Raw genomic sequence first — 15,374 nt, 5'->3', positions numbered from 1 at the left:
CGGCAACGGCAATGTGGCGCTGGATGTCGCCCGGGTACTCACCGCAGATCCGGACTCCCTGGCCCGCACCGACATCGCCGATCACGCGGTGGATGCGTTGCGCCACAGCGGTATTCGGGAGGTCATCCTGCTGGGCCGCCGCGGGCTGCCACAGGCTGCGTATACCGGCCCGGAGTTCCTCGCCCTCGGACAGCTGCCCGGGATCGACATCGTGGTCGACCCCGCCGATCTCGATGACACCGTGCGGGCCGCACTCTCGGATCCGGGCACAGATCCGGCGACGCGGCTCAAACTGACCTTGGCCGCCGAGTACGCCTCGCGTGCGCGGACCGGAGCCAGGAAGCGAATCGTGTTCCGATTCCACGTCTCGCCGACGAGCCTGAGTGGGAAGCAACAAGTCGATGCCGTACACCTGGTCCGCAACGAACTCCACGAAACACCGGATGGCCTCATCGCGGTGCCGACGGCGCACGCCGAAAGGCTGGATGCCACACTGGTGCTGCGGGCGGTCGGCTATCGCGGCGCACCCGTCCCCGATGTACCGTTCGATCCCACGGCCGGAGTCATCCCGAATGAACACGGCCGAGTCCTCGACAGCGCGGCAGCGGTGATACCGGGTGTCTATGCCACAGGATGGATCAAACGCGGTCCACGTGGCGTGATCGGAACCAATCGGCGCGACGCGGAGGAGACCGTGGCCGCTGTGGTGGACGACTTCCTCGCCGGACGTCTGACGCCGCCCCGCCGCGATCGAGAGGCCCTGTCGGCGTTACTGACTCGACGATGCCCGAATCTGGTCGATCGCGACGGCTGGGGACTGATCGACGCCGCCGAGCGTGCGAACGGCGCGAAGACGAAGCGCCCCCGAGTCAAGTTCATCCGGCTGAACGAGATGGTCGACACCGCCCGTCGCGGCTGACCGTCGGGGCGGGACGATCGCTCTCGCCCGCCCCGACACCGCCTCAACGCCGGTCGATCATGTGGTTCAGTTCCTCCATCGACCACGGCTGCTCGTGCGCATGGTCGCGGTAACCCAGCGGCGTCGCCACCGGACGTTCGAACCTGCCGACGAATCCGCCTGCGGCGATGAATATCTCACCGGTCACGGCACGAGCGGCATCGGAGGCCAGATAGAGGTAGAGCGCGGCGGCGTATTCCGGTGGCGGTGCATCGAGCGATCCGCGCATACTCATCTCGTCGAGCAGGCCCCGCCGGTGCAACTGACGAATATGCGCTTCGTAATCGGGGCCGGAGGACAGCCGGGTCTTCGCCCCCGGGCAGATGGCGTTCACTCGAACGCCGGACTCCTTCAGCTCGGCGGCCATCGCCATGGTCAGGCTCGCGACCGCGCCCTTGCCAGCGGGATAGCCCGTACCCCCGTAATCACCGAGGTAGGCGAACGATCCGGTATTGATGATCGAACCGGCACCACGCGCCGCCATCAGTGGCGCCGCCGCGCGACAGGTGTTGAAGACCGTCGTGAGATGTGCATCGAGAAGCTCGCGCCACTCGGCGGCTGTCACGGTCAGTATGGATGATCCGGACGGCTCGGCGATTCCCGCGCAGTTCACCAGGATGTCGATGCGGCCGTATGCCGACTCACAGGTCGAGACGAGCCGTTCGGCGACCCCCTCGTCCGCTGCGGAGCCCGCTATGCCCAGCGCCTTTCCACCACTGCGGGAAATGGTTTCGGCCGCTCGGCGCACCGCCGTCGCACTGCGCGAATTGACCACGACGCCCGCGCCATGGGCGGCCAGTGCGCGCGCGACGGCCAGGCCTACGCCGCTGCCACCTCCCACGACAACGGCCCCGCGGCCGGTAAGTTTCTGGTCTACGGACATCTCCGGCTCCTCACTGCCGCGCGATCGACGCGGCGATATGGACTTGTCAGCGGGTCACGCGCGAGAGGATGGATCCAAGGCGGCCAGCTTGGCGCTGAGGCGATCGAGATAGTGCAAGACTTCCTCGGTGGATCGGTCCGGAAGCCCGTAGAGCACATCCGTGACCCCCTCGGCGGACCAGCGCGCGAGCTTGTCCGGATCCGGTTTGAAATCCAGCGCGACGACGCGGGGCCGCCCCGATCGACCGGCATCGGCCCAGATCTTTTGCAACAGCTCGAGTCTGGCGGAGATGTCGGTTTCGGTCGGGGTGGTGATCCAGCCGTCACCGCTGCGTGCGATCCACTGGAAGGTCTTCTCGGTACCGGCGGCCCCGACGAGAACCGGGACGTGGGACTGTATCGGCTTGGGCCAGGCCCAGCTGGGACCGAAGCTCACGTACTGGCCGTCGTAGCTCGCCTCCTCCTGAGTCCACAGCTCCCGCATCGCCTCGACGTATTCGCGCAATACAGTGCGCCGCTTGTTCGGCGGTACACCGTGATCGGTGAGTTCGTCTGTGTTCCAGCCGAACCCGGCCCCAAGGGTGACGCGGCCGCCGGAAAGATGATCGAGCGTCGCGACAGATTTGGCCAGCGTAATCGGGTCGTGCTCCACCGGAAGGGCGACGGCGGTGGACAGTTCGATGCGCTCGGTCACCGCTGCCGCCATGGCCAGCGACACCCAAGGGTCCAGGGTGCGGGTGTAGCGGTCGTCGGGCAAGGAAGCATCACCGGTCGAGGGATGCGCTGCTTCGCGTTTGACCGGGATGCGCGTGTGTTCCGGTACGAAGAACGACCGGAAGCCGCGCTCTTCGGCGGCCTGGGCGGCGGCCGCGGGGGTGATGCTCGAAGAAGGCCCGAGCCGCCAGGGACCAGCTTGCCGCCGATCAGCAGGGGCGTTCCCACGGGAGGGACGAGGCCATTCACGATGCAAGCTCCGATACATGTCTGGACAAGTGTTCGGAATATAGTTTGGATAGATGAACGGGCGCAAGACCAACGCTCCGGGCCAATCTCCTTCGCCACGGCGGCGAACCCCGTTCACGCTGGATCGTGGCGACATTCGGAGTTGGCCTTTGTGATGAACCGCAGTCGGTGATACTGTCCAGACACATGTCCAGCTATGTGTCTTCCTGGAGAGGGGCGCAATGACTTCGGCCACAGTGGAGCCGTTCACGTTCGACCCTTACGACTATCGGTTCCATGACGATCCCTACCCGACCTACGAGCGCCTGCGCACCCACGCCCCGCTGTACCACAATCCGGAGCTGAACTTCTGGGCACTGTCGCGGCACTCCGACGTCATCGCTGCCTTCCGGGACAACGTGCGCCTGTCCAGCGCCAATGGTGTGTCGCTGGATCCCGCCGCCTGGGGCCCGCACGCGCACAGGACGATGTCCTTTCTCGCCATGGACGATCCGCGGCACGTGCGCATGCGGCGGCTGGTCTACAAGGGCTTCACGCCGCGCCGGGTGACCGAAATGGACAGCCGGATCCACGAATTGACCCTCGAGCACCTGGAACCGGCGCTGGCGCGCGGAACCTTCGATTGGATCGAGGATTTCGCCGGGAAGCTGCCCATGGACGTCATCTCCGAGCTCATGGGCGTGCCGGAATCCGATCGCACCGAGGTACGCCGGCTCGCCGATCTGGTCGTCCACCGCGAGGAGGGCGTGCTCGATGTGCCGGTCGCGGCCATCGAAGCCGCGCTGAAACTACTCGGCTACTACAGCGACATGGTCGCCGAACGGCGGCGCACGCCCACCGAGGATCTCACTTCCGCACTGCTGCAAGCCGAGATCGATGGCGATCGACTCAGCGACGAAGAGATCATCGGATTCATGTTCCTGATGGTGGTGGCCGGGAACGAGACCACCACCAAACTGCTCGGCAACGCCCTGTACTGGTCGGCACGCAACCCGGGCGAATACGCCAAGGTTTTCGCCGACGCCGACCTGGTACCGGACTGGGTCGAAGAGACACTGCGCTATGACACCTCGAGCCAGATCGTGGCGCGTAGCGCCGCGACCGATATCGACATGCACGGCTTGACGATTCCGGCCGGTTCGAAGGTACTGCTGCTCATCGGCTCGGCCAACCGAGACTCGGAGGTGTTCGAAGACGGCGACTCTTATCGGATCGACCGTCCCGACAAAGGCAACCTCGCCAGTTTCGGTGCGGGAGTGCACTTCTGCCTCGGCGCTCACCTGGCTCGCTTGGAAACCACGATCGCCCTGCGCGAATTCGCCTCTCGCGTACGCGGTTACGACCTCGTCGAGGCCGGCATCGAACGCGTGCACTCGACGAACGTCCGCGGATTCGCCAAACTTCCCATCACCGTGGAGGTCCGGTAATGCCACGGTTCGAACCCCACCCCGACCGCCGGCCTGCCCTGATCGCCGGGGCGTCCTCCGGCATCGGCAGAGCCACTGCCGAAGCGCTTGCCGAACTCGGCTATCCCGTGGCCCTGGGTGCCCGTCGCATCGAGCAGTGCGAGGCCCTCGCGGCCAAGATCGCGAGCAGCGGAGGTGAAGCCTTCGCGCACTACCTCGACGTCGGCGACACCACATCGGTCGACGCCTTCGTCACGGCCGCCGAGGCCGCGCTCGGCCCGGCCGAGATCGTGGTGTCCGGAGCCGGCGACCTGTCGTTCTCCCTCGTGCACGAGATGAGTCCCGAGCACTTCCTGCAACAGATCAACGTTCACCTGATCGGCGTGCAACGGCTGGCCAACCGCGTCATCCCCGGCATGATCGCCAGACAGCGCGGCGATTTCGTGATCATCAGTTCCGACACCGCGAACAACCCCCGTCCGCGCATGGGGGCCTACCCCGCCGCCAAGACCGCGGTCGAGGTCATGGCCCGGCAGATGTGGATGGAGTTGGAAGGCACCGGCGCTCGGGCCTCGCTCGTGCGGCCCGGCCCGACTCTCACCGGCATGGGCATGGACACCACCGCGGAGATCATCGGCCCGGTACTCGAGGACTGGTCGAAGTGGGGTTTCGCGCGGCATCCCGAAATGCTGCGCGCCGCCCATCTGGCCACCTCCATCGTCGCGGTCGTCTCCGCACCGCGCGGCGCCCATATTCAGCTCACCGAAGTCCAACCCGAGGCCCGGGTGCTCTCCGGCGACGCAGGGAGCGGCTCATGAAGATCACCGTCGATCTGGATCTGTGCCAAGGCCACGCCGTGTGCCAGGCCGAGGCGCCGGAGGTCTTCACCGTGCCCAAGCACGGCAAGGTCGAAATCCTCGACCCGAATCCGGGTCCCGCTGCCCGTGCCGCCGTCGCAGAAGCCGTCCGCTACTGCCCCACCCAAGCGCTGTCGATCACCGACGGCGACGACTGACCACCGACCGAGAACCGAAAGGATCCCTGCCATGGCCGATTTCGACCGCGCCGAACTCGACATGATCACCGACAACGCGCTGTCGGACGGCATGCGCAAGCGCATCGAACGGGCCACTTCGGGTGAGAAGCTGCCCGGCTGGTACACGATCGGCGAAGCGCCGGTGCCGCTGTGGTGAGTGCGAAGTCCGAGCGCGCCGGGAGCTGGCGATTTGTTTTCTACGAGCCGACAAGCCCTTCGCCGAAGCCGGTGAAGTCGCGATCACCCGGTTCGGTACTACTGGCGCCGAGTTCCGCTTCGCCGACCGCGGCATCCCGCTGCCCTTGACCGTGGTCTGAGCACCACTGAGAGACGAATTCCCATGGCGTGCAACTTCGCTGACCTATTCGAACATTCCGTCGACGCGATGCCGGAACGCATCGCGCTGATCCACGGCGGGCGGCGCATCACCTTCGCCGAACTCGACGCCCGGGCCAATCGGCTGGCCGATCACCTCGCTTCGATCGGTGTGCGCACCGGCGCCCATATCGGTTTCCAGATGCACAACAGCATCGAGACCATGGAGACCCTCCTCGCCTGCTTCAAGCTGCGGGCGGTCCCGATCAATGTCAACTACCGCTACGGCGTCGAGGAGCTGTGCTACCTCTACGACAACGCCGATATCGAAGTCCTGGTATATCACCGCAGTTACGAACCTGCTGTGGCACAGGCACTCTCACGCGTGCTCGGAGTGCGCCACGCCATCGTGGTGGACGACGATCTGTGCAGCGAGCACCTCGACAGCACGGCTGGCATCTACGAGGCGGCCCTCGCCGCCGGATCGCCCGCGCGTCGCGAGATCGAGCGCAGCGCCGACGACCTGTTCATGATGTACACCGGCGGCACCACTGGCATGCCCAAAGGCGTGATGTGGCGTCAGGAGGACATGTGGCGGGTCCTCGGCGGCGGCATCGATTTCTACACCGGCGAGCCCGTCGCCGACGAATTCCAGCAATCCCGGGTCGGCGCGCAGACCGATCCCAGCACCTGGCTGATCCTGCCGCCGCTGATTCACGCCGCGGCGATGATGCCCACGTTCACCGCGCTGTGGACCGGCAACGCCATCGTGTTCGAGTCGAAGTTCGATGCGCGACAGGTGTGGCGAACGGTGGAACGCGAACGGCCGCAGGTCATGGTGATCACGGGCGACGCCATCGCCCGCCCACTGCTCGACGCCTATGCCGCCGTCCCGGTGGACGCGTCCTCGCTGCTGGCCATCGCCTCCGGCGCGGCGCTGCTGTCCCAGCCGGTGAAAAACGCTCTGCTGGAGAAGTTTCCGTCCACGGTGGTCTCCGACTCCATCGGATCATCCGAAACAGGTTTCGGCGGAATCGGTTTCGCCACCAAGGACGATGATCCGGGCCGCAGACCGCGCGTGCAGACCGGACGCGGCGCTGTGGTGGTCGACGACTCCGGGCGGCCGGTCGCGGCCGGCGCGCAGGGCTGGCTAGCGAAAACCGGCTCGGTGCCGCTGGGTTACTACAAGGACAGTGCAAAGACAGAGCGCCTGTTCAAGACCGTCGACGGAGTCCGCATGGTGGTCACCGACGACCGCGCCCGCGCCGAGGCCGACGGCTCCATCACCTTGCTCGGCCGCGGCAATATGGTGATCAATACCGGCGGCGAGAAGGTGTACGTGGAGGAAGTCGAAGGTGTTCTGAAATCCCATGATTCGGTGTTCGACGCCGTGGTTGTCGGCATCGCGCACGAGCGCTGGGGCCAGCAGGTCGCCGCGGTGGTCTCCATCGCAGGCGATGGGCCGCTGGACTTCGGCACGCTGACCGCCCACGTGCGCCGCCACCTCGCCGGCTACAAGGTGCCTCGCACCATCTGGGTCGCCGAAACCATCACCCGCTCCCCCAGCGGCAAACCCGATTACCGGTGGGCCAAAGACTATGCCGCCACCCACATCCCGGACCACCGGGGCGGATGGAGAGACGATCGATAGCGAATCGCCCGACAGGGCATCGGGGCCATGTCAATTGTCCTGGTCATGAGACTACAGTAGGATCCAGACACATGTCCGAACTCGCATCTACCGGCATCGAAGCAACTCGACGGCGTCTCACCGAGAAGCAGGCCGACACCGTCGACCGCCTGACCGCGGCGGCAGTCGATGTGTTGTCCCGCGAAGGATACTCCGGCACAACGATACGACTGGTCGCCGCCGCTGCGGGTGTCGGTACAGCCACCGCCTACACGTATTTCTCCTCAAAGGAGCATCTGGTCTCGGAGGTGTACTGGCGCCGCCTGATCGCCGCTCCACCACTGGAGACCCGCGACGAGGACCCGGCCACGCGTGTGGTCGCGGTCCTGCGTCAGATTTCCATGTTGGTAGCCAACGAACCAGCATTGGCGAGCGCGGTCAGCAATGCCCTACTCGGCGACGATCCCGACGTACAGCATCTGCGGGTGCGAATCGGCAGAGAGATTCGCAGCCGACTCGCCGATGCGCTCGGATCGAAAGATTCCGAACGTCTCTCGATGCTGGAATTGCTCTACGCGGGCGCACTGTTGCAGGCAGGCATGGGCCTGCTCTCCTACGAAGCGGTCGCCGACCTCCTGGAAACCTCCACGCGGCGCCTGCTGGCCGATCCGGGCGCCGGCAACTGATCGGCGGACGCCGGCGAGGACGAGTCCCTCGTCCATCCGGCTCGTCGTGTCCGAATGCTCCACGCGGCGATGGTGCGGGCGGCAAGTGTCGCCCAGGCGTAGAAAATGATCCGCTCACCTCAGCAGGGCCAACACCTCCGGCGTCTTCCTCGCGACCCGCCGGTCCACACTGAAACTTCCCGATTCGATACGGCCGAAGGCCGGGAACAAGCCAGTAGGTGATCGGGACAGCACACTAGGCCTTTGCTCCGGCGATGCATGCCCGGCCGAACCGCTGTCCGGCGCGGTTGCGGTCGCCGTGGTCGTCTCGATGCCTTACTCGTGCGCCTGGCGTCGGAGGACCGACCGCTACCGCGGCAACGATCACAGGATCACCTGCTGCACCTCGCAGCTTCGGCGCCTCGGATCTCTCTTCGTCTTCTTACCGGCTCGAGCAGCGTGCCGCCTGAAAGACGCTGCGGCGCAAGCCGACATCGTTCTCCTCTCCCGCGACTCGTCGGACATGCGCAACGCAACGGCACATTCCGCAGCGATGTGGCCGTCGTACGCGCCGCGCATCGCACAGGCACTGGCGGCCCACAGCATTCACAGCTGCGCAGTCGGCGGACTTCGCGAACATTCCCCGGCCCACGAGATCAGCGCACTGGCAGTCGTCATCGAGCGCCGGTGGTAGCACCGGGCCTGGCAAAACGCCGGAAGCCTTGTCGCGCAGCTTTAACCATAGTACTGTCCGGACACATGTCCATCATGTGTCTGGACAGGTATCCCGGGAAGGATTTCCAATGACGCTGGTCAAGCCGCAGCGAGTGTCCGGAGGCGAGGACGAGCACGGGCACCTGGAGGAGTTCCGCACCGATCCGATCGCGCTGATGCGGCGAGTTCGCGCCGAATGCGGAGATGTCGGGTCATTCGTGCTCGCCGGGCGCGATGTGATCCTGCTGTCAGGCGCCGAGGCCAACGAATTCTTCTTCCGCGCCAGCGACGAGGACCTCGATCAGGGCGCGGCGTACCCGTTCATGAAGCCGATCTTCGGCGAGGGCGTCGTCTTCGACGCTCCACCCGAACGCCGCAAAGAGATGCTGCACAATTCGGCCCTGCGTGCCGACCACATGCGCGGGCACGCCGCCACCATCGCGCGCGAAGTGGACCAGATGCTGGCTCAGTGGGACGACGAGGGCGAGATCGATCTGCTCGAATTCTTCGCCGAGCTGACCATCTACACCTCCTCGTCCTGCCTGATCGGTGTGAAGTTCCGCAACCAGCTCGACTCCCGCTTCGCGCATCTCTATCACGAACTCGAGCAGGGCACCGATGCCCTGGCCTACGTCGATCCCTACGCGCCGATCGAGAGCTTCCGTCGCCGCGACGAAGCCCGCGTCAAGCTTGTCGAACTCGTGCAGGCGATCATGGATCAGCGCGAGGCGAACCCACCGACAGGCAAGGACGACCGCGACATGCTCGACGTCCTGATCTCAGTGAAGGACGAGGACGGGTCGCCGCGGTTCTCCGCCAGCGAAATCACCGGCATCTTCATCTCCATGATGTTCGCCGGCCACCACACCACCTCCGGCACCGCGGCCTGGACGATCATTGAGCTGTTGCGCCACCCGGAAACACTGGCGAGCGTCGTCACCGAACTCGACGAGCTGTACTCGGACGGTTCGGAGGTCAGCCACAATGCGCTGCGCCAGATTCCGAATCTCGAGGCAGCGCTCAAGGAGGCGCTGCGGCTGCATCCGCCGCTGATTATCCTGATGCGCATCGCCCGCGACGAATTCGAGGTGTGTGGCAACCGGATCGCGCCGGGCGACATGGTGGCCGCGACTCCGGCGATCTCCAACCGGATTCCGGAGGACTTCCCGGATCCGGACACCTTCGATCCGAGCCGCTACCTCGATCCTCGGCAAGAGGACACCGTCAATCGCTGGACCTGGATCCCCTTCGGCGCGGGCCGTCATCGCTGCGTCGGGGCGCCGTTCGCGCTCATGCAGCTCAAGGCGATCTTCTCGATTCTGTTGCGGGACTGGGAGTTCGAACTGGCACAGCCGTCGAACACCTATCGCAATGATCACTCCAAGATGGTGGTGCAGCTACAGCAGCCGTGCCGTGTCCGCTACCGCCGCCGGCCGCGGTGAGTCCCGCACATTTCGGTCCACAAAGACGTCGGCCTTTCAGGAGGAAGCTGTGTCAGCGCCGTCCATTCCCCCCGGATTCGATTTCACCGATCCAGCGCTCTGGGAAACCCGCAACCCCGTCCAGGAATTCGCCGAGTTGCGCCGCACCGCGCCGGTGTGGTGGAACCCACAGACCGATGCGCAGTCCGGAGGATTCCGCGACGGCGGCTACTGGGTGGTCACCAAACACGAGGACATCAAAGAGATCTCGCGCAAACCGGAGCTGTTCTCCTCGCAGCAGAAAGGCTCCATCATCCGGCTGCCCGGGCAGATCACCATCGAGCAGATCGAACTAACCAGCGCACTGCTGGTGAACATGGATCCGCCGAAGCACTCCAAGATCCGACGCATCATCTCCAGAGGCTTCAGTCCGCGCGCCGTCGAGGGGTTGCGCGCCGCGCTGACCGAACGAGCGGCCGCTATCGTGCACGCGGCCGAGAAGGAGGGCGGCGGCGACTTCGTCGAACAGGTCGCGTGTGAACTTCCCCTGCAGGCCATCGCGGAACTCCTCGGCGTACCGCAGGAAGATCGCCGCAAACTGTTCGACTGGTCCAACCAGATGCTCAATTACGACGACCCGGAATACGGCGACGCCACGACCACGACGGCGGGCACCAACGCGTCGGTGGAAATCCTCGGCTATGCCTGGAACATGGCCGAGCAGCGCCGCAACGATCCGCTCCACGATATCGTCAGCCAGCTCGTGCAGGCCGACGTCGACGGGGAAGCCTTGGGCTCGGACGAATTCGGCTTCTTCGTCATCCTGCTGGCGGTGGCGGGCAACGAGACCACTCGTAACGCCATCACCCACGGCATGAAGGCGTTCGTCGACAATCCGGACCAGTGGGAGCTCTACAAACAGCAGCGTCCGCGCACCGCGCCCGACGAGATCGTGCGCTGGGCGACTCCCGTGACCGCATTCCAGCGCACCGCCACCGTCGACACCGAACTCGGCGGACAGCTGATCCGTCAGGGACAACGCGTCGGATTGTTCTACGGCTCTGCCAATTTCGACGAGGACGCCTTCGAGAACCCGTTCAGCTTCGACATCCTGCGCGACCCCAACCCGCATCTGGCCTTCGGCGGCACGGGCGCACACTACTGCGTCGGCGCCAACCTGGCCCGGCTGGAAATCGATCTGATGTTCAACGCCATCGCCGACGCGATGCCGAACCTGTCGCAGGTGTCCGAGCCCGAGCGCCTGCGTTCGGGCTGGATCAACGGCATCAAGCATTGGCAAGTGCGGTACTGATGATCAGCGCGAATTGTGCCGAACTGCTGAGGGCGGAGGGCATATGCGCGTAGCCCTGCTGTCCTACCGCAGCAAGACCCACTGTGGTGGGCAAGGGGTTTACGTCCGATACTTGAGTCAGGGACTGGCAGAGCTCGGCCATGAGGTCGAGGTCTTCTCCGGCCAGCCCTATCCGGAACACCTCGATCCGCGTGTGCGGCTCACCGAGGTGCCCAGCCTGGACCTGTACCGCGACGACGCGCCCTTCCGCACACCCCATCCGCGCGAGATCCGCGACCGGATCGACCTGCTCGAGCTCGCCACCATGTGGACCGCCGGATTTCCCGAGCCCAGGACGTTCAGTCTGCGTGCCGAGCGGCTGTTATGGTCGCGCACACGGGATTTCGATGTCGTGCACGACAACCAGTGCCTCGGCTACGGGCTGCTCGACATCGCCCGGCACCTACCGGTGGTGGCGACAATCCACCATCCCATCACCCGCGACCGGGCGGTGGACCTGGCGGCCGCACCATGGCGGCGCAAGCCCTTCGTGCGGCGCTGGTACGGATTCCTCGGCATGCAGCAGCGGGTAGCACTGCAGATTCCGGACCTGATCACGGTGTCCTCGTCGTCGGCGACCGACATCGCAGAGGACTTCGGGGTGTCGCCACAGCAGTTGCACACCGTCCCGCTAGGCGTGGACACCGAGCTGTTCCGGCCGCGCGAGACGCCTCGGGTGCGGGGCCGCATCGTCGCGGTAGCCAGCGCGGACAAGCCGCTCAAGGGCATCGCGCATCTGCTCGAAGCCGTTGCCCGGCTGCGTCATACCCATGACATCGAGCTACGGCTGGTGGCGAAGTTGGAGCCCAACGGGCCGACCGAGAAGCTCATCGCCGAACTGGGGCTGGCCGACATCGTCACCGCTGTCAGCGGATTGAGCGACGAGCAAGTCGCCGAGCTGCTCGCCTCGGCGCAGGTCGCCTGTATTCCGTCCCTGTACGAGGGTTTCTCGCTGCCGGCCGTGGAGGCCATGGCCAGTGGCACGCCCCTGGTCGCCAGCAGGGCCGGGGCGCTGCCCGAGGTCACCGGCACCTGCGCGGACCTGGTCGAGCCCGGCGATGCGATGGACCTGACCCACACGCTGGGCCAGCTGCTGCGCGATCCGGATCGCCTGCACCACATGGGAAATGCGGGACGGCGGCGCGCACTGGAGGTGTTCAGCTGGGCCGCCGTCGGCGCACGGACCGTCACGGTCTACGAGCAGGCGATCGAGCGGCACGGCCGCCGCGCGCCAGTCGAATCGGCCGGAGCGAACCGTTGATTCATCTTCGACACTCATCACTGGCAGACAGGAGGGTCACATGCTGACCGTCGATTTCGATCGTCTGGGCATAGGTCCGGGAGTGCGGGTGATCGATATCGGCTGCGGGGCCGGGCGGCACTCATTCGAGGCGTACCGGCGCGGCGCGGACATCGTGGCCTTCGACCAGAACGCCACCGACCTCGCCGATGTCGGCGTTATGTTCGAGGCCATGGCCGCGGCCGACGAGGTGCCGGAGTACGCGAAGGCCGAGACCGTGCGCGGCGACGCGCTCGATCTGCCCTACGGTGACGGCGAATTCGATGTGGTCATCGCCTCGGAAATCCTCGAGCACATCCCGCAGGACGAGCAGGCCATCGCCGAGCTGGTGCGTGTCATCAAACCAGGTGGCGCACTGGCCGTCACGGTCCCCCGCTGGCTGCCCGAACGCGTCTGCTGGGCGCTTTCGGACGAGTACCACGCGAACGAAGGCGGCCACGTCCGCATCTACCGGTCCGACGAGCTGCGCGACAAGATCACCGCGCAGGGCGTGCGCCACATCCACCGGGAGTTCGCGCACGCCCTGCACTCCCCATTCTGGTGGCTCAAGTGCGCGGTCGGGGTCGCCGACGACGCGCATCCGGCGGTGACGGCCTATCACCGGATGCTGGTGTGGGACATGATGTCCGCGCCCGCGCTCACCCGCACGGCCGAACGCATGCTCAACCCCCTCATCGGCAAATCCGTCGCCCTCTACTTCACCAAACCTGCGGTGCACAGTGACGCACGCTGAGCTGCCCGCCGTTCCCGGCGTCCTCTCCGGCCCCGACATCCGGCGCAGCGGTGAATCCATCGCGGCCACACAGGAACCCGACGGCGCCCTGCCATGGTTCACCGGTGGGCACACCGACCCATGGGATCACATCGAGTCGGCCATGGCGCTCACCGTCGCCGGACTGTGGGATGAGGCTCGCGACGCCTACATCTGGTCGGCCAAGACTCAGCGCGACGACGGCTCCTGGCCCATGCAGTTCCGGCAGGGCGTCATCGAGAACCACGACGCCGACACCAACTTCTGCGCTTACCTGGCCACCGGTGTGCTGCATTTCCTCACCGTCACCGGTGATTCCGGATTCGCCGCCGAGATGTGGCCCACCGTCCGCGCCTCGGTCGAGTTCGTACTGGGCCTGCAGCAGGGTGAGCACGGCGAGATCCACTGGTCCGCAAGCGAATCCGGCAGCTCGGGCGAGGCCCTGCTCACCGGCTGCTCCAGCATCTTCCACAGCCTCGGCTGTGCGGTGACCCTGGCCGAGCGCCTCGGCGATCCCAGGCCGGACTGGGCCGCGGCCCGCCGCCGCCTCGGTAGCGCCTTGCGCGACCACCCGGAAGCTTTTCTGGATAAGAACCGCTATTCCATGGACTGGTACTACCCGATCCTCGGCGGCGCGGTCCGCGGCCGCCAGGCCCGCGACCGCATCCGACGCCACTGGGACGAATTCGTTGTTCCGGGCATGGGCATCCGCTGTGTGTCCGATGCCCCGTGGGTCACCGGCGCGGAAACCTGCGAACTGGTATTGGCGCTCGACGCCGACGGTGACACCACCACCGCCGCGACGCTTTTCACCGAGATGCAGCATCTGCGTGAATCGGACGGATCGTATTGGACCGGAATGGTATTCACCGACGGCAAACGCTGGCCCGAGGAGCGCACCACCTGGACCGCCGCCGCGGTCATCCTGGCCGCGGACGCACTGTCGCGCACCACGGCCGCCAACGGGATCTTCCGCGACGCGCTCCCCCACTGACGCCGACCACCCGCGCAGTGCGCGAATGGCCGACAGAAGTGGGTCCGGTCAGCGCCCGTTGTTCGCAACGCCCTGGTCACGGACGACGACGCGCCGCAGGATCCGCAGCGAACCGGTCACCGAGACTTCCTGGAACTCACCGGAATCCAGAGCACGGCGATAGATATTGAACGGGGCCCGGCCACCGTCGGCCGGGTCCGGGAAGACGTCATGAATGGCCAGCAGGCCGCCGATCGCCACCCAATGGGCCCAGCCCTCGTAATCGCGCTGAGCGGCATCCTCGGTGTGGCCGCCGTCGATGAACAGCATGTGCAGCGGTCTGCACCAGATGCGAGCGACGACCGAGGAGGAGCCGATGATGGCGACGACGGTCTCGGCGAGTCCGGCGCGCACGACGCTGCGCCGGAAGGCCGTCACAGTGTCGAAGACGCCGGTCTGCGGATCCACCAGCGAGATGTCGTGGTACTCCCAGCCGGGCTGGTGCTCTTCGGACCCGCTGTGGTGGTCGACGGTGAAGACGGTGGCTCCGGTTTCCGAGGCGGCAGCACCCAGATAGATGGCGGATTTGCCGCAGTAGGTGCCGATTTCGAGAATGGTGCCGTCACCGGCGCAAGCGCGGGCCGCGTCGTAGAGCGCGCGGCCTTCCTCGGGAGGCATGAATCCGGGGACCTGCTCGGCGAGAGCGAACAGGTCCCGGGCACGGGTGGCGATATCGGCCTCGGTCATGCGAAAACCTTTCTACGGATCACCATCCGCGGGCGATCCACTCGTCGAGGTGTGGACTCTCGGTGCAAGCGGGTTCGCATGGTTCGGCGAAAGTCATCGATGCCTCCATACGCGGTTCGATCATGGTTCGGGCCCGGGCCGACTCACCGCTGCGCTCTGCGGGTGCGCGCGGGGGCCTCGACGAGGGCCTGGCGGCTATCCGGGCGCGGATACGGCCAGGGCCGGGTACAGGATGGACCTGCCGCCACGCCCGGAGCTCAGG

Annotated in this window: 14 protein-coding genes and 1 pseudogene; 12 read left to right on the top strand and 3 right to left on the bottom strand. The window is 66.1% G+C overall.

Annotated elements, in window-relative coordinates:
* The first annotated feature begins 13 nt into the window (after positions 1 to 13).
* Entirely contained in the window at positions 14 to 919 is a 906-nt protein-coding gene (locus AB0J47_RS23700) for a hypothetical protein (protein ID WP_364349739.1), read from the top strand.
* Between the two features lie 43 nt (positions 920 to 962).
* Here AB0J47_RS23700 and AB0J47_RS23695 read toward each other — a convergent pair whose 3' ends face one another.
* A complete protein-coding gene (locus tag AB0J47_RS23695; protein WP_364349736.1) occupies positions 963 to 1,841 on the bottom strand; it encodes an SDR family oxidoreductase in 879 nt (292 codons plus the stop codon).
* 54 nt (positions 1,842 to 1,895) lie between these two features.
* Positions 1,896 to 2,720 carry an LLM class F420-dependent oxidoreductase gene (locus tag AB0J47_RS23690; RefSeq protein WP_364350144.1) on the bottom strand — a complete coding sequence of 275 codons (825 nt, stop codon included), beginning with the start codon at positions 2,718 to 2,720 and terminating at the stop codon, positions 1,896 to 1,898.
* 304 nt (positions 2,721 to 3,024) lie between these two features.
* On the opposite strand from AB0J47_RS23690, the gene AB0J47_RS23685 reads away from it, so the two are divergent.
* The 11 genes and pseudogenes from AB0J47_RS23685 to AB0J47_RS23635 all read left to right on the top strand — a co-directional run bounded on the left by AB0J47_RS23685 (position 3,025) and on the right by AB0J47_RS23635 (position 14,386).
* Positions 3,025 to 4,230 carry a cytochrome P450 gene (locus tag AB0J47_RS23685; RefSeq protein ID WP_364349733.1) on the top strand — a complete coding sequence of 402 codons (1,206 nt, stop codon included), beginning with the start codon at positions 3,025 to 3,027 and terminating at the stop codon, positions 4,228 to 4,230.
* Positions 4,230 to 5,027, top strand: a complete 798-nt coding sequence (locus tag AB0J47_RS23680; protein WP_364349730.1) for an SDR family oxidoreductase — start codon at positions 4,230 to 4,232, stop codon at positions 5,025 to 5,027. Before AB0J47_RS23685 ends, AB0J47_RS23680 begins: the two co-directional genes overlap by 1 nt.
* Positions 5,024 to 5,224, top strand: a complete 201-nt coding sequence (locus AB0J47_RS23675) for a ferredoxin (protein WP_329408583.1) — start codon at positions 5,024 to 5,026, stop codon at positions 5,222 to 5,224. Before AB0J47_RS23680 ends, AB0J47_RS23675 begins: the two co-directional genes overlap by 4 nt.
* A gap of 55 nt (positions 5,225 to 5,279) precedes the next feature.
* Positions 5,280 to 5,402 (top strand): annotated as a pseudogene (locus AB0J47_RS23670) (nuclear transport factor 2 family protein); the annotation flags it as partial.
* Positions 5,403 to 5,585: 183 nt separating this feature from the next.
* Complete coding sequence (locus AB0J47_RS23665) at positions 5,586 to 7,211, top strand: acyl-CoA synthetase (RefSeq protein ID WP_364349726.1); 1,626 nt, start codon at positions 5,586 to 5,588, stop codon at positions 7,209 to 7,211.
* Between the two features lie 71 nt (positions 7,212 to 7,282).
* Positions 7,283 to 7,876, top strand: a complete 594-nt coding sequence (locus AB0J47_RS23660; protein ID WP_364349723.1) for a TetR family transcriptional regulator — start codon at positions 7,283 to 7,285, stop codon at positions 7,874 to 7,876.
* 782 nt (positions 7,877 to 8,658) lie between these two features.
* Positions 8,659 to 10,011 carry a cytochrome P450 gene (locus AB0J47_RS23655; protein ID WP_364349720.1) on the top strand — a complete coding sequence of 451 codons (1,353 nt, stop codon included), beginning with the start codon at positions 8,659 to 8,661 and terminating at the stop codon, positions 10,009 to 10,011.
* A 49-nt stretch (positions 10,012 to 10,060) separates the two neighbouring features.
* Positions 10,061 to 11,302: a cytochrome P450 gene (locus AB0J47_RS23650; protein WP_364349717.1), complete on the top strand. Its 1,242-nt coding sequence runs from the start codon at positions 10,061 to 10,063 to the stop codon at positions 11,300 to 11,302.
* Positions 11,303 to 11,345: 43 nt separating this feature from the next.
* Positions 11,346 to 12,602, top strand: coding sequence for a glycosyltransferase family 4 protein (locus AB0J47_RS23645; protein ID WP_364349714.1), 1,257 nt, complete (start codon positions 11,346 to 11,348; stop codon positions 12,600 to 12,602).
* Between the two features lie 40 nt (positions 12,603 to 12,642).
* Positions 12,643 to 13,374 (top strand): methyltransferase domain-containing protein, encoded by a 732-nt coding sequence (locus AB0J47_RS23640; RefSeq protein WP_364349711.1) that lies wholly within the window; start codon positions 12,643 to 12,645, stop codon positions 13,372 to 13,374.
* Positions 13,361 to 14,386 (top strand): prenyltransferase, encoded by a 1,026-nt coding sequence (locus AB0J47_RS23635; protein WP_364349708.1) that lies wholly within the window; start codon positions 13,361 to 13,363, stop codon positions 14,384 to 14,386. Before AB0J47_RS23640 ends, AB0J47_RS23635 begins: the two co-directional genes overlap by 14 nt.
* A 48-nt stretch (positions 14,387 to 14,434) precedes the next feature.
* Here the strand turns inward: AB0J47_RS23635 and AB0J47_RS23630 are convergent, their stop codons facing one another.
* Positions 14,435 to 15,112 (bottom strand): class I SAM-dependent methyltransferase, encoded by a 678-nt coding sequence (locus tag AB0J47_RS23630; protein ID WP_364349705.1) that lies wholly within the window; start codon positions 15,110 to 15,112, stop codon positions 14,435 to 14,437.
* Positions 15,113 to 15,374 lie beyond the last annotated feature (262 nt).

It is taken from the genome of Nocardia sp. NPDC049737, assembly GCF_040674755.1.
In the GTDB taxonomy this organism is placed as follows: domain Bacteria; phylum Actinomycetota; class Actinomycetes; order Mycobacteriales; family Mycobacteriaceae; genus Nocardia.
This window is presented reverse-complemented; position numbering and strand designations above follow the sequence as displayed.

Coding starts and splice junctions, on each gene's coding strand:
- AB0J47_RS23675 (WP_329408583.1), top strand. CDS start 5,024: ATGAAGATCACCGTCGATCTGGATCTGTGCCAAGGCCACGCCGTGTGC.
- AB0J47_RS23640 (WP_364349711.1), top strand. CDS start 12,643: ATGCTGACCGTCGATTTCGATCGTCTGGGCATAGGTCCGGGAGTGCGG.
- AB0J47_RS23645 (WP_364349714.1), top strand. CDS start 11,346: ATGCGCGTAGCCCTGCTGTCCTACCGCAGCAAGACCCACTGTGGTGGG.
- AB0J47_RS23630 (WP_364349705.1), bottom strand. CDS start 15,112: ATGACCGAGGCCGATATCGCCACCCGTGCCCGGGACCTGTTCGCTCTC.
- AB0J47_RS23685 (WP_364349733.1), top strand. CDS start 3,025: ATGACTTCGGCCACAGTGGAGCCGTTCACGTTCGACCCTTACGACTAT.
- AB0J47_RS23660 (WP_364349723.1), top strand. CDS start 7,283: ATGTCCGAACTCGCATCTACCGGCATCGAAGCAACTCGACGGCGTCTC.
- AB0J47_RS23655 (WP_364349720.1), top strand. CDS start 8,659: ATGACGCTGGTCAAGCCGCAGCGAGTGTCCGGAGGCGAGGACGAGCAC.
- AB0J47_RS23665 (WP_364349726.1), top strand. CDS start 5,586: ATGGCGTGCAACTTCGCTGACCTATTCGAACATTCCGTCGACGCGATG.
- AB0J47_RS23680 (WP_364349730.1), top strand. CDS start 4,230: ATGCCACGGTTCGAACCCCACCCCGACCGCCGGCCTGCCCTGATCGCC.
- AB0J47_RS23695 (WP_364349736.1), bottom strand. CDS start 1,841: ATGTCCGTAGACCAGAAACTTACCGGCCGCGGGGCCGTTGTCGTGGGA.